The sequence below is a fragment of the Streptomyces sp. RKAG337 genome, assembly GCF_023701715.1.
GTDB lineage: Bacteria > Actinomycetota > Actinomycetes > Streptomycetales > Streptomycetaceae > Actinacidiphila.
Genome location: NZ_JAJOZA010000001.1, coordinates 6,521,519 through 6,534,479, shown reverse-complemented (window position 1 = coordinate 6,534,479; position 12,961 = coordinate 6,521,519). Strand labels below are relative to the sequence as shown.

The window sequence follows — 12,961 nt, the reverse complement described above, 5'->3', positions numbered from 1 at the left end:
GGGCCGGCCAGATCAGGGACGAACGTGAGGGGGACGGGGTCGGAGGGGGAGGGGTCCGAAATGCTGCCGTGTATTTGTGAGCCGCTGGGGGCACCCCCGGCCGAAGGTTGGGGGATCGTAAATATCCGATTTCGGACCCCTCCCCCGGAGGGCCCGGCCCCCGACCCGTGTCAGGAAGCCGGCGGCAGGCCGTTGCGCGGGCCCAGACCCACCCACTGCCGGATCGCTGCCACGGCACCCTCGGCGTCGTCCACCGTCACGGTGAAGACATGCCCGCTGCCCAGCACCAGCACCACCCCGGGCCCGCGGCGTACGACGACCGCGGTGCCCATTTCGGGCCGCCAGCGGTAGCCCCAGCCGCCCCAGGTGCGGGGGCTGACGAGGGGGCGAGGTCGGCGGAGCTGACCTGGTCCAGGGGGATGCGGCGGCGCGGTACGCCGATGTGGCCGCAGCGCACGTAGAGGCCTTCGCGGTCCACCGTCACCCGCACATGGGTGAACGCGACCGTGCCGAAGAGGACCAGCAGCCCGACGGCCACACAGCCCACCACCGACATGACCAGCGGCGCCAGACCGGAGGTGTACGGGCCCTCCACGGCCAGCTCGATCCCGAGCGCCATACAGGCGGCGCCGGCGGCCGCGGGCAGCCACTGCATACGGTTGTGGGCGCGTCCTGTCCAGACCTGGGGCCAGATCTGGGGCGCGGGCGCGTCTCCCTGAGGAGCTTCCGTCATGCTGCGCAGCCTACTCAGCTACCGGCGAGTCGGCAGCCTCATGACGCGGGCGGATGAACCCGGCCGGACGGACCCGGACGGGAGGGGTTCAGGCCGACGGGCTGAGCCGGATGCGGCCCGCGCCGAGCGCCGCGCCTTCCGGGTAGGCCAGCGCGGACGCGGGAAGCTCGGACCGGCGGCCGCTGAGGATCACCGTCAGACTGCCGGACGGCTCCGCCGCCGGGTCGGGAAGCGCGCCGAGCCTGCGCAGGGCCTGGGCGGCGACCGCCTCCGCCGACCCGAGCAGGGTGACGGCGGGACCGCCGGCCCGCTGGACCGCGGCGCGGATCCGCTCCGTCACCAGCTCGTAGTGCGTACAGCCCACGACCACGGCGCGCACATCGTGCGGCGTACGGGCCGCCGCGACGGCGATGGCCGCGTCGATCGCCGCGTCGTCGGCGTGCTGGACGGCGTCCGCCAGCCCGGGGCACGGCACTTCCGTCACCGCCGCCCCGTTGCCGAACTCCTCGATCAGCCGGCGCTGGTAGGCGCTGCCGGTCGTCGCGGGTGTGGCCCAGATGGCCACCGCCCCGCCACCCGCGGCGGCGGGCTTGATCGCGGGCACCGTCCCGATCACCGGCACGGCCGGCTCCAGCTCCGCCCGCAGCGCGGCCAGCGCGTGCACGGAGGCGGTGTTGCACGCGACGATCAGCGCGTCGGGGCGGGTTTCCGCGGCCGCCCGCGCGCAGGCCAGCGCGTGTTCCGTGACGTCCTCGGCGGTGCGCGGTCCCCACGGCATCCCGTCGGGATCCGAGGACAGTACGAGGTCGGCGTCCGGCCGCAGCCGGTGCAGCGCGGCGGCCGCCGCCAGGAGGCCGATTCCGGAGTCCAGCAGCGCGATCTTCACCCGGTCACCTTATGCGACGACCGCCCGCGGCCCTCAGGGAGTGGGGGGTCCGGGCGCGTCCGGACCCGCCGTGGCGCGGTTGCGGCAGACTGCGGCAGGTGACGGTGCTGACGTGGGTCGCTGGGGTGTCGCTGCTGGCGTGGGTGTGGCTGCTGCTGGCGCAGGGGTTCTTCTGGCGGACGGATGTCCGGCTGCCGGGGCCGGCGGCCGACCCCGGCGGCGGGGCCGGAGCGTGGCCGACGGTGGCCGTCGTCGTGCCCGCCCGTGACGAGGCGGCCGTGCTGCCGCTGAGCCTGCCCTCGCTGCTGGCGCAGGACTATCCGGGCCGGGCCGAGGTCTTCCTGATCGACGACGGAAGCACGGACGGGACCGGTGACACCGCCCGTTCGCTCGGCGCGCTGCACGGCGGGCTGCCGCTGACGGTGGCCTCGCCCGGTGAGCTCCCGGCGGGCTGGACCGGGAAGCTGTGGGGCGTACGGCACGGCATCGCGCTGGCCACCGAGCGCACCGGCGCGGAGTATCTGCTGCTCACGGACGCGGACATCGCGCACGAGCCGGATTCGCTGCGCGCGCTGGTGGCGGCGGCTCGGGCGGCGGACCTCGACATGGTGTCGCTGATGGCCCGGCTGCGCGTGGAGACGGTCTGGGAACGGCTGATCGTCCCGGCGTTCGTCTACTTCTTCGCCCAGCTGTACCCGTTCCGCTGGATCAACCGTCCCGGCGGCAGGACGGCCGCCGCGGCCGGCGGCTGTGTGCTGATCCGCCGCTCGGCCGTCGAGGCGGCCCGGGTGCCGGAGTCGATCCGGCACGCGGTGATCGACGACGTCGCGCTGGCCCGCGCGGTGAAGGGCGGCGGCGGCCGGATCTGGCTCGGGCTCGCGGACCGGGTGGACAGCGTGCGCCCGTACCCGGACCTGGGCGAGCTGTGGCGGATGGTCTCGCGCAGCGCCTACGCGCAGCTGCGGCACAATCCGGCGGTCCTGGCGGCGACCGTCGCCGGGCTCGTCCTCGTCTATCTGGTGCCGCCGCTGGCGGCGCTGGGCGGTGCGGCGGCGGGGGCCTGGCCGCTGTGCGCCCTGGGCGCGGCCGCGTGGGCGGTGATGGCGGCGACCTATCTGCCGATGCTGCGTTACTACCGGCAGCCGCTGTGGCTGGCGCCGCTGCTCCCCTTCACCGCGGCGCTGTATCTGCTGATGACCGTCGATTCCGCGGTGCAGCACTACCGCGGCCGGGGCGCGGCGTGGAAGGGCAGGACCTACGCGCGTCCCGACGCCTCGGTGTAGACGGCGGCCAGCCGCGCGCCGACGGCGTCCGGTCCGAAGTGCCGCCGGGTCCGGTCCGCGAGCGCCGCGGGCTGCCGCCGCGACAGTTCCGCGGCGGCCTCGACCAGTGCGAGGGCCAGGGCCCGAGGATCGGCGGCCGGTACGAGGATGCCGCCGTCGCCGCCGACGAGTTCGGGCAGCGCCCCGGTGCGGCCGCCGACGACCGGGGTGCCGCAGCACAGCGCGTCGAGTGCCGTCGTGCCGAAGCCGCTGACGTGCCGCGGGTCCACGAAGAGGTCGGCGTGCGCGAGGGCGTGCAGGGTCTCCTTCCGGCCGAGGTCACCGGTGAGGACGGCTGCGCCGTCGGTCCCGGCGCGCCGGAGGTGGTCCCGGACGGCGCCGAGCCCGGGTCCGTCACCGATGATCCGCAGCCGTAACCGCGCATCCTTGCCGAGCGCTTCGGCGAAGGCGTCGACCAGTACGTCCCAGCCCTCGTTCCCGACGAGCGGGCCGGCGGCCACGATGCGCACCGGGTCCTGGCGGATCCGCGCCCGGGCGGGAACGTCCGGCAGCGCCCCGGTGTCCACGGGGTGCGGCACCAGGAGATGGCGGCCGGGGAGCCCGAGTTCACCGAGCCGGGCGAGCAGTACGTCACTGACGGGCAGGACGGCGGCCGCCTCCCGGTACAGCCGGGCCGCGCGCCGCCGGTCGAGCAGTCCGGGGAGCGGCCGCGTCGGGTGGCCGAGCCAGCGGCGGTCGTGCTCGGACAGGACGTACGGGATGCCGGTGGTCCTGGACAGCCACGGCAGCTGACCGGCGGCGCCCGGGGCATGGCCGTGCAGGACGTCGATCGCGCCGCACTCCGCGGTCTCGATCCGGAGGACGGCCTCCATGCGGCCCGCGGTGGCCCGCTGCCCGGCGGCGCCGTCGGCCGGACGGCTCCGGCTCCCCTGCGCGGCCTCGATCTCGTACCGGTGCGGGCACCGCTCATCGCGCCCGGCGAACGGCAGTCCTGGCAGCGGCGGGGTGCTCAACGCGCCGACGGTGACCAGCTCGACGACATCGGCGACCGTGGCCGCGGCCCGGTGCCAGGCGGCCGGCCGCCGCGGCCCGTCCGGTCCTGACAGCATGGCGACCCGCACGGCCTCACCCCTTGTGACTGCTCACGGAGCGCGGCGGAAACCTCCCGGAATCCACCGCTCCGGGGCGCCACTGTGGCACAGCGGCGACCCCGTCAGGGCCGGTTCCGCGCGCTCCGGGTCACTTACGGCCGGGCGTCCAGTTCATGCCCCATCCGTAGGCGTAGTCGACCGTGCGCTGCGGGCTCACCCCGCGCTGCGGCACCAGGTAGCGCGCCTCGCGCTGCACCACCAGGTCACCGCCCTGGTTGGTGATGAGCGCGAGGGCGCAGACGTTCGACGGCACGGTGCACTCGTCGAGCGAGAAGTCGATCGGGGCGCCGTTCAGCGGCTGGAGGGTGACGGTCGCGTGCAGTCCGGCGAAGCTGCGCGCGCCTTCGTAGATCGTCACGAAGATGAGGATCCTGCGGAACGCCTGCTTGTGGTCCAGGTTGATGGTGAGGTTCTCACCGGACTCGGAGCCGCCGGTCCTGTCGTCACCGTCCAGGTGCAGGTACGGGGGCTGGTGCAGCGATCCGAACGCGTTGCCGAGCGCCTGGATCACGCCCTTGCTGCCGTCGGCGAGTTCGAACAGCGCGCACAGGTCGAGGTCGAGGTCCGAGTGGAAGGCCGACGGCTTTCCGCTCTTGCGCCCCCAGCCCTTGAACTGTTTGTGCATCTGCCAGCTCAGGTTCACCCGCATCGCGCCGGAGACGCCGCCCTGCTTGGTGAGGGAGACCGACGGCGCCTCCTTCGTCAGCGTCACCTTCGTGAGCCGCACGGGTTGCGGCGCGGCCGGCGGAGCGGGCGGCGGCTGCACCGGCGGGGGCGGTGCCTGGTACTGCTGCGGCGGGGGCGGCGGTGCCTGGTACTGCTGCTGCTGCGGCGGCGGCTGGTACGCGGGGTGCGGCTGCGGCGGGGCCTGGTAGGGCTGCGGCGCCGGCGCCACCGGAGCGGGAGCGGTCACCGGTGCGGGCTCGTCGACCGAGATCCCGAAGTCCGTGGCGAGCCCGCCGAGTCCGCTGTCGTAGCCCTGGCCCACCGCGCGGAACTTCCAGGCGCCCTGCCGGCGGTAGAGCTCGCCGAGCACGAACGCCGTCTCCACGGACGCGTCGGTGCTGTCGAAGCGGGCCAGTTCCGCGCCGTTCGACGGGTCGCTGAGGCGGATGTGCAGACCGGGGACCCGCCCGAAGGTCCCGCCGTCACTGGAGGCGACGAGCACGATGGTCTCGATGGCCGGTTCCACACCGCTGAGATCGACGGAAAGGGTGTCCGTCACCGCGTCACCCGCGGTGCGCTTGCCCTCGTGCCGTACGGCACCGGACGCGTGCGCGGGCTGGTTGTAGAAGACGAAGTCGGCGTCGGATCTGACCTTGCCGCCCACCAGCAGCAGGGCGGAGGCGTCCACGTCCGGGACACCGGGACCGGTACGCCATCCCAGCTCCACGCGGACCGTCGGCACGGACACCGGCACGTTCGTGCCCTTGCGCATCGTCATGCTCTCCCCTTTTGCACGGTGCCGTCCACCGTAGCCCGGACCCAAGGCCGTCGGACATACGCTGCCGCCGCGCGGTCGGGAGCGACCGCCGGTAACGCCCCGCGGGCACGGCTTTTACGCGATCTCAACGCTCAATGATGACCGATTTTCGTTGATTCGCTCGTATTGGGGATCGACCGTCACTCACAGCACACAAAACAACCTACTAATCGGTCTCCCCAACCGGCACATCGTGGGCTTAACTTAAGTGCCATGAGCTCCCCCCGCGGCACCTATGGTGGCGGCTACTACGCAGCGCCGTCCTTCCCGGACACGCCGATCTACGACAGCCTCGTCGCTGAGCGTGGCACCCCCCAGATCGCCCCGATCAGAGTTCCGTCGGAGTACTCGTACCCGTCGTACGAGACCGGCAGGAACCTCCCGGCACTGCCGGCCGCCCTCCCCGCGCTGCCGTCCGGTTCGTCGTCGCAGTACGCCCAGTACCCGGCCGCCCAGGGCGGGTACAACGGCTACCCGTCGAACGGCTACCATCCGCAGCCCGCGCCGGTGCAGCACACTCCCGCGCCGTACATCCCGCAGCAGGCCGGCGGGGGACGCGCGAGCGGCTCGTACAACGGCTTCAACGGTGCGAACGGCTTCACCGGGGCGAACGGCTACAACCCCGGCTCCACCGGCAGCTATCCGGTGCAGCAGCCGCAGCCGCAGGCCCCCGCGCAGGGTCTGGGCTACGACTCCGCGCGCCAGGCGCCGCAGCGCCCGGTGCAGCCCCGCCAGGTGCCGAACGGCTATGTCGAGGACCCGTATCAGCAGCGGCGTCCGCTCGGCCAGGGGAACCAGGGCTACTACCAGGGCTGAGCGGAGTGCGGGATTCGGCTGGGCGGCTCACGGCCGGTCCTGGCAGGATGCCGGTATGTCGACGCACGCCCTGCTCAGCGCCCTGTACATCTACCCGGTCAAATCGCTTCGCGGCCTGGCCCGCGAAGCGGCGGACGTGGAGCCGTGGGGGCTCGCCGGAGACCGCAGGTGGATGCTGGTGGATGCTGACGGGCGCGTCATCACGCAGCGGCAGCAGACGAGTACGGCACTGGTGACCGCGCAGCCGTCGGGGGGCGGCTCGCTGCGGTTCACCGCGCCCGGCCAGGAGGCCCTGCGGGTGGCCCGGCCGGAACAGGGCACGCCGGAACCGGTGCTGATCTTCCACGACAAGGTCGATGCCGTCGCGGCGGGTGACGAGGCCGCCACCTGGTTCAGCGACTATCTCGGCGTGCGGGCGCGCCTGGTGTACATGGCCGACCCGGCGGTCTGCCGCCCCGTCGACCCGGAGTACTCGCACCCCGGCGACACGGTGTCGTTCGCCGACGGCTTCCCGCTGCTCCTCACCACCACCGCCTCGCTCGACACCCTCAACACCCATATCGCGCAGGGCGCCAACGCGGCCGAGGGACCGCTGCCGATGAACCGGTTCCGGCCCAACGTGGTCGTGGACGGCACCGAGGGGTGGGCCGAGGACGGCTGGCGGCGGATCAGGATCGGCGAGGTCACCTTCCGGGTCGCCAAGCGCTGCGCGCGCTGCGTCGTACCGACCACGAACCAGGACACGGCGGAACGCGGTCGCGAACCGATGCGCAGTCTGGCGAAACACCACCGGATCGACGGCGCGACGATCTTCGGCCAGAATCTGATCCCCGAACACCCCGGAACCCTGCGGGTCGGCGACCCGTTGACCATCCTGGAGTGACGCGTCGAGGCATCGCTCCTGCGACCACCGCGCGGACGACTCCGCTCACCCCGCGCGGTCGCCGCGCCGTTTGAGGTATTCGAACGGTCGAAGGGGGTGCTGCTCCATGGGCTCCAAGGTGCGTTGGTGGCGGTGGCGGCGCAATCCGCTGCGCCGCGCGTCGGATCTCGCCGAGGCGTGGATCGGCCTGGTCACGGTGGTCCTCGTGCTCTGTGCCGTGCCCGCGGCCGGCTGGTTCACCGGGCAGGCCGCCAACCGCGCCCTGCAGCGCACCGTGCGCCACCAGCTGGCGGAGCGCGCGCTGGTGCCCGCCGCCCTGGTGACCGCCGCGCCCCGGTCGGCGGCGGGGACCGACACCGAGGCCGGCCAGGCGCGCCGGACCCGGCGGCCCGCCGTACTGACCTGGACGGCGCCGGACGGCTCGGCGCGCAGCGGCACCGTCCGCGTCGAGAACCAGGAGCAGGTGGACGGCCGGCTGCGCATCTGGACCGATCGCGGCGGGCGGCCGGTCGATCCGCCGCTGGACCGCGCCACCGCCAGGGCCCACGCGGCGCTGGCCGGGCTCGGCGGGGCGGCCCTGGCGGGTGCGTTGCTGCTGGGCATACGGCAGTTGCTGCTGTGGCGGCTCATGCGCCGCCGGCTGCTCGAATGGGAGCGCGAATGGACCCGCGCGGGCCAGGATTGGGGACGGGCGGGCGCCGGCGGCTGACCGCGACTCGTCATGGAGGGCGTCCCACTCACGCTACGGTGGATCCCCCGGTCGGCTATACGCAAGAGGTGGGGGCAGGGCAGCCCGATGGCACATGGCGTGGTGCAGGTGACCAGCACGAGCAGCTCGCGGTGGCGCCGCCGTTCGGGAGAGTACGAGACCCTGGCCGCCGCCCTGGAAGCGGCCGGTGACGGCGACGTGCTGTCGATCGCGCCGGGCACCTACCGGGAGAACCTCGTCGTCACCCGGGCCGTCACCCTGCGCGCCGCGGAGGGCCTGGGCTCGGTGCGGATCGCCCCCGCCGGCGGCGTGGCGCTGACGTTGCGCGCGGCGGCGCTCGTCCAGGACCTGACCGTCGAGGGGCAGGACACCTCGGCGGCCGCGCTGCTCATCGAGGGCTGCGCCCCGGAGCTGACCGGGCTGCGGGTCGCGACCAGGTCGGCGGTCGGGATAGAGGTGCGCGACAGCGCGCGTCCCACCGTCCGGCAGTGCACCGTGGACAATCCGGCGGGCCTGGGGATCAGCGTCCTGGAGTCGGCCGGCGGGCTGTTCGAGGACTGCGAGGTGGTCTGCGCGGGTCAGACCGGAGTCTCGGTGCGCGGCGGCGCCTCGCCCCGGCTGGAGCGCTGCCGCATCCACCACACCAACGGCGCGGGCCTGTCCGTCACCGGCGAGGGCACCTCCGCCGAGGCCGTCGGCTGCGAGATCTACGAGATCAAGGGCACCGGTGTGCAGGTCGCCTCGCGCGCCACCGGGCACTTCACGGACTGCCAGGTGCACCGCACCACGGGGGACGGGATCACCCTCGACACCGACGCGGTGCTCACCCTGTCCGACTGCGACATCCACGACATCCCCGAGAACGCGATCGACCTGCGGGCCCGTTCGGTCCTCACCCTCACCCGTTCCACCGTCCGCCGCTTCGGCCGCAACGGCCTCTCGGTGTGGGACCCGGGTACCCGGGTGGACGCCAACCGGTGCGAGATCCACGACAGTACGGGCGACTACCCGGCGGTCTGGGTGAGCGACGGGGCCGCGGCCGTGCTGGACTCCTGCCGGGTGCACGACGTGCCCGACGCCCTGTTCGTCCTCGACCGGGGCTCCCGGGCCGATGTCGTGGACAGCGACTTCTCCCAGGTGCGCAACACGGCGGTGTCGGTCAGCGACGGCGCGACCGTCCAGCTCGACGACTGCCGGATCCGCGAGGCCGCCACCGGCGCCTGGTTCCGCGACCACGGCAGCGGCGGCACGCTCGCGCAGGTCACCATCGACGACACGGCGACCGGTGTCATCGTCACCAAGGGCGCCGACCCGGTGCTGGACCGCTGCACCGTCACCAACCCCGCGGAGGCCGGGTTCTACGTGTCGGCCGAGGGCCGCGGCACCTTCACCGGCTGCCGGGTCACCGGCAGCCGCGGCTACGGCTTCCATGTCATCGACGGCTGCCGCAGCACCCTGACCCGCTGCCGCACCGAGCGCTGCGAGCGCGGCGGCTACGAGTTCGCCGAACCGGGCCCGGTCACCGAGGACTGCACCAGCGACCGGGCGGCCGAGCAGACCCCGGACGCCGGACAGCCGGTGACCGCGGTGGCCGCCGTCCAGTCGTTCGGGCTGCTGGGCGGGGTGCCCCAGCAGGGCTCCGCCGAGCCGGCGGCACCGGAGCCCGTGATCCGGGCCTCGGACGATGTGCTCGGCGAACTCGACGCGCTGGTCGGCCTGGACAGCGTCAAGCGCGAGGTGCGCACCCTCATCGATCTGATCGCCGTCGGCCGCCGCCGCCAGGAGGCCGGCCTCAAGGCGCCGTCGCTGCGCAGGCATCTGGTCTTCACCGGCTCCCCCGGTACCGGCAAGACCACGGTGGCGCGGCTGTACGGCGAGATCCTGGCCGCGCTGGGTGTGCTGCAGCGCGGGCATCTGGTCGAGGTGGCCCGGGTGGACCTGGTCGGCGAGCACATCGGCTCGACCGCCATCCGCACCCAGGAGGCGTTCGACCGGGCGCGCGGCGGTGTGCTGTTCATCGACGAGGCGTACGCGCTGTCGCCGGAGGACTCCGGGCGGGACTTCGGCCGTGAGGCGATCGACACCCTGGTGAAGCTCATGGAGGACCACCGCGACGCGGTGGTGGTCATCGTCGCCGGGTACACCGCCGAGATGGAGCGCTTCCTCGCCTCCAACCCCGGTGTGGCGTCCCGGTTCTCCCGCACCATCACCTTCGGCGACTACACCGCCGACGAGCTGCTGCGGATCGTCGAGGCGCAGGCGATCGAGCACGAGTACCAGCTCGGCGACGACGCGGGCGACGCGATCCTCAAGTACTTCAACGCCCTGCCCCGGGGGCCGGGTTTCGGCAACGGCCGTACGGCACGGCAGACGTTCGAGGCGATGGTCGAACGGCATGCGGGACGCCTCGCGCACGTCACCGAGCCGAGCCATGACGAGCTGCAGCTGCTCTACCCGGAGGACCTGCCGGAACTGCCCTGAACGGGCAGGCCGGGCGGCCCGGGTGTTTCCGCGGCGGGTAACCGGCGCAGCAGCGCGGCCCGTTCGGCGGCGAAGACCGGATCGCACGGGAAGCCGGAGTGGCCCAGCACCGGTTCCGGCAGCGGATGCCGCGGCGTACGGCCGTACGCGACCGGGTCCTTGAGCGGGCCGCGGTCCACCACCGTGCCCTCCCCGACCCGCACCGGGCCGCCGATCGGGTCCGTACGCCGCCACAGGTTGCGCCACGCACTCAGCTCCCGGTGCAGCGCGCACAGCTGCGGCGGGCCGAAGTACGCGGGGAACCACCGGCCGTAGAGCCGCTCCAGCGGGCAGCCGTAGGTGAGCAGGGCGACCCGGCGCCGGGTCGCCGGGTCCAGCTGCCAGACGGCCGCCGCCGCGAGGACGCTGCCCTGCGAGTGGCCGGACAGGATGATCCGGCCGCCGGTGCGGGCGGTCCAGGTGGCCATCCGCCAGGTCAGGTCGGGCACGGCCCGTTCGGCGTAGCAGGGCGGCGCGAACGGGTGGGCGGCGCGCGGCCAGAACGTGCCCACATCCCAGAGGATGCCGATCGTGCGGCGCGCCGAGGCGTCCCGGTAGGCGCGGCGGCCGAGCGCCAGCAGGGCCACGACGCCCGCGCCGACCAGCCATGAGCCCAGCGACTGGGCGGCCCGCGCCACGTCCGGGAGCGGTCCTGGAGTGCCCTCCGCCGCCTCTCCGGGACCGGCCCCGCCGGTCCACGCCCCGACGACGGCGCCCGCGCCGAGCAGGAACGAGATCCCGCAGACCAGCGCGACCAGCGACGCGGCGGAGTCGGTCAGCCCGGCGCGGGCGATCGCCCCGGCGATCTGCCGGGTCCTGGCGGGCTGCCGGGCCTCCCCCGGATAGAGCGCGGCCATCTCCTCGCCGACGGCCAGCCGCTCCCGCCACAGCCGCCATGCCGCGCCGGCCACCACACCCACCAGCGCGACCAGCAGAACCGGGATGATCGACGCCTGCCACGTCAGCAGCGCCGGCGGTCCCCACAGCGGACCGCCGTCCTGACCCGGTGTCGCGCCCCGGTCCAGCCAGTCCGCTATCCGCTGGGACACCCCGCCGGTCAGCACACCGCCCAGGGCGCACGCGAGCAGCGCCACCGCGGGCCCGCCGAGGCCGTGCAGCACCGCCTGCCCGGCGTGGCCGCCGAAGTGCGACGCCTCCACGGCGGGCTCCGGGGACTGCGACGGGATCCTGGGCGGCGGGTCGCCGGCCTCGTGGTGCATCAGGGCGGCCGTCACGGCCAGCGCGGCGATCAGGGCGCCCTGGACGAGCGTGAGGGCGGTGAAGGTGGCCTCCGCGGGCAGCCGGCCCGCGGAGGCCCAGCCGGGACGGTGCCAGCACGCGTGGACGGCGACGGCGGCCAGAACGGCCGGGCCGCCCCACAACAGCAACCGGGCGGTGCGGTGGTCCGTGGCGTCGTCCGGTTCCGTCTCGCTGCGCCCCGCACGACAGGTCTCGGTGACCACCGTGGCGGCGAGGAGGGCGATCAGCCCACTGAGGGCCCAGCCGGTGGCGCCGAGCACGCCGTGATCGCGGCGGAGCGCCGGCACCAGCAGCGCCGTCGCGACGGTGAGGGCGCCCGCGGCGGTGTGCGCGGAGCGCAGCCGCGCGACCAGCCGGCGGCCGTACCAGAAGCCGGGCAGCGCCAACGCGGGGCCGCCCGCGCCGGGACGGTTGTCGGTGGCCGGCCGCTGGGACTCGTACGCGTACCAGGTCCGGTGCGAGAGCCACCACAACAGCGCGGTGAGCGCGCCGGGCACCAGGGCCGCGAGCGCCAGCCGGCGACCGGGCTCGGACCACCAGCCGCCGCGGTGCGCGGCGGCGAAGCCGAGCCAGTACGTGCCGCGGACACAAGAAGGGCTGCCCGCGCACTGCCAGCCGACCAGGTCCATGGAGACCTCGCAGACGGCGGCGACCAGCAGCAGCGTCAAGGTGAGCGCGATGAGCCGCACCAGCACGTCATAGGCCCGGTTCAGGCCGCCCCTGGCGGTCGGCGGGCGCATCCAGTGGGCGAGGTTGGCGACCATGAACGGCATCAGGAGCAGCCACATGGCCCGGCTGCCGTTGCCCGAGGTCAGATTGCACCAGGTGTAGGCCTCGGGCACCGGCGCGTCCCGGTCGGCGCCGGGGTGGAGTTCGGCGTCGGCGTCCACGGTCCGCCGGTACAGCCCGGCCGTGTCGTCGCCCGCCACCCGCACGGTGCGCGGATCGCCGAGCATCCCCTGGGGTGTGGCGCCGCCGACGCCGTGGACGAGCAGTTCGAGTGCCGGTTCCCACGCGTCCGCGGTACCGGGTGCGGGATGCCGGTTCACGTGTCCCCCGTCCTGTCGTACCGTCCCAGGATCGGCGCCCCGGCGGGCGGACGCAGCCCTCCGTACGGAATGTGACCCGAAATCGTGACAAGGACGCGCCGCGGAGTCCCGATCACCCCCCGCACGCCCTGATGGCTCCCGCATGGAAGGATGACCGTGGTTCGATGGCGGTCGACGGGACGCATGAG

Annotated in this window: 9 protein-coding genes and 1 pseudogene; 5 read left to right on the top strand and 5 right to left on the bottom strand. The window is 74.1% G+C overall.

The annotated features are described in order from the left end of the window. Window positions 1–170 precede the first annotated feature (170 nt). A pseudogene (locus LNW73_RS29035) lies at window positions 171–733 on the bottom strand (hypothetical protein). An 88-nt stretch (window positions 734–821) separates the two neighbouring features. After that, a complete protein-coding gene (locus LNW73_RS29030) occupies window positions 822–1,619 on the bottom strand; it encodes a glutamate racemase (protein WP_250991919.1) in 798 nt (265 codons plus the stop codon). Between the two features lie 98 nt (window positions 1,620–1,717). Between LNW73_RS29030 and LNW73_RS29025 the strand changes: the two genes are divergently transcribed. Further along, a complete protein-coding gene (locus LNW73_RS29025; RefSeq protein ID WP_250991918.1) occupies window positions 1,718–2,902 on the top strand; it encodes a glycosyltransferase in 1,185 nt (394 codons plus the stop codon). On the opposite strand, the gene LNW73_RS29020 is transcribed toward LNW73_RS29025, so the two are convergent. Together LNW73_RS29020 and LNW73_RS29015 are read right to left on the bottom strand one after the other, a co-directional pair. Further along, the gene (locus LNW73_RS29020; RefSeq protein WP_250991917.1) at window positions 2,875–4,023 is read right to left on the bottom strand and encodes a glycosyltransferase; all 1,149 of its coding nucleotides are present in this window, start codon (window positions 4,021–4,023) and stop codon (window positions 2,875–2,877) included. The two genes, LNW73_RS29025 and LNW73_RS29020, sit on opposite strands and share 28 nt — an antisense overlap. Window positions 4,024–4,141: 118 nt before the next feature. Then, window positions 4,142–5,491, bottom strand: a complete 1,350-nt coding sequence (locus LNW73_RS29015) for a TerD family protein (RefSeq protein WP_374118286.1) — start codon at window positions 5,489–5,491, stop codon at window positions 4,142–4,144. 258 nt (window positions 5,492–5,749) lie between these two features. On the opposite strand from LNW73_RS29015, the gene LNW73_RS29010 reads away from it, so the two are divergent. The 4 genes from LNW73_RS29010 (at window position 5,750) to LNW73_RS28995 (ending at window position 10,425) form a co-directional block, all read left to right on the top strand. After that, window positions 5,750–6,352 (top strand): DUF6643 family protein, encoded by a 603-nt coding sequence (locus tag LNW73_RS29010; RefSeq protein WP_250991915.1) that lies wholly within the window; start codon window positions 5,750–5,752, stop codon window positions 6,350–6,352. A gap of 55 nt (window positions 6,353–6,407) precedes the next feature. Beyond that, a complete protein-coding gene (locus tag LNW73_RS29005) occupies window positions 6,408–7,235 on the top strand; it encodes an MOSC domain-containing protein (protein WP_250991914.1) in 828 nt (275 codons plus the stop codon). 106 nt (window positions 7,236–7,341) lie between these two features. After that, window positions 7,342–7,944: an Rv1733c family protein gene (locus LNW73_RS29000; protein WP_250991913.1), complete on the top strand. Its 603-nt coding sequence runs from the start codon at window positions 7,342–7,344 to the stop codon at window positions 7,942–7,944. Window positions 7,945–8,031: 87 nt separating this feature from the next. After that, window positions 8,032–10,425: a right-handed parallel beta-helix repeat-containing protein gene (locus tag LNW73_RS28995; protein ID WP_250991912.1), complete on the top strand. Its 2,394-nt coding sequence runs from the start codon at window positions 8,032–8,034 to the stop codon at window positions 10,423–10,425. On the opposite strand, the gene LNW73_RS28990 is transcribed toward LNW73_RS28995, so the two are convergent. Then, window positions 10,395–12,917 carry a hypothetical protein gene (locus LNW73_RS28990; protein WP_374118214.1) on the bottom strand — a complete coding sequence of 841 codons (2,523 nt, stop codon included), beginning with the start codon at window positions 12,915–12,917 and terminating at the stop codon, window positions 10,395–10,397. The two genes, LNW73_RS28995 and LNW73_RS28990, sit on opposite strands and share 31 nt — an antisense overlap. Between the last annotated feature and the right edge of the window lie 44 nt (window positions 12,918–12,961).

Coding starts and splice junctions, on each gene's coding strand:
- LNW73_RS29010 (WP_250991915.1), top strand. CDS start 5,750: ATGAGCTCCCCCCGCGGCACCTATGGTGGCGGCTACTACGCAGCGCCG.
- LNW73_RS28995 (WP_250991912.1), top strand. CDS start 8,032: ATGGCACATGGCGTGGTGCAGGTGACCAGCACGAGCAGCTCGCGGTGG.
- LNW73_RS28990 (WP_374118214.1), bottom strand. CDS start 12,917: ATGCGGGAGCCATCAGGGCGTGCGGGGGGTGATCGGGACTCCGCGGCG.
- LNW73_RS29015 (WP_374118286.1), bottom strand. CDS start 5,491: ATGCGCAAGGGCACGAACGTGCCGGTGTCCGTGCCGACGGTCCGCGTG.
- LNW73_RS29005 (WP_250991914.1), top strand. CDS start 6,408: ATGTCGACGCACGCCCTGCTCAGCGCCCTGTACATCTACCCGGTCAAA.
- LNW73_RS29000 (WP_250991913.1), top strand. CDS start 7,342: ATGGGCTCCAAGGTGCGTTGGTGGCGGTGGCGGCGCAATCCGCTGCGC.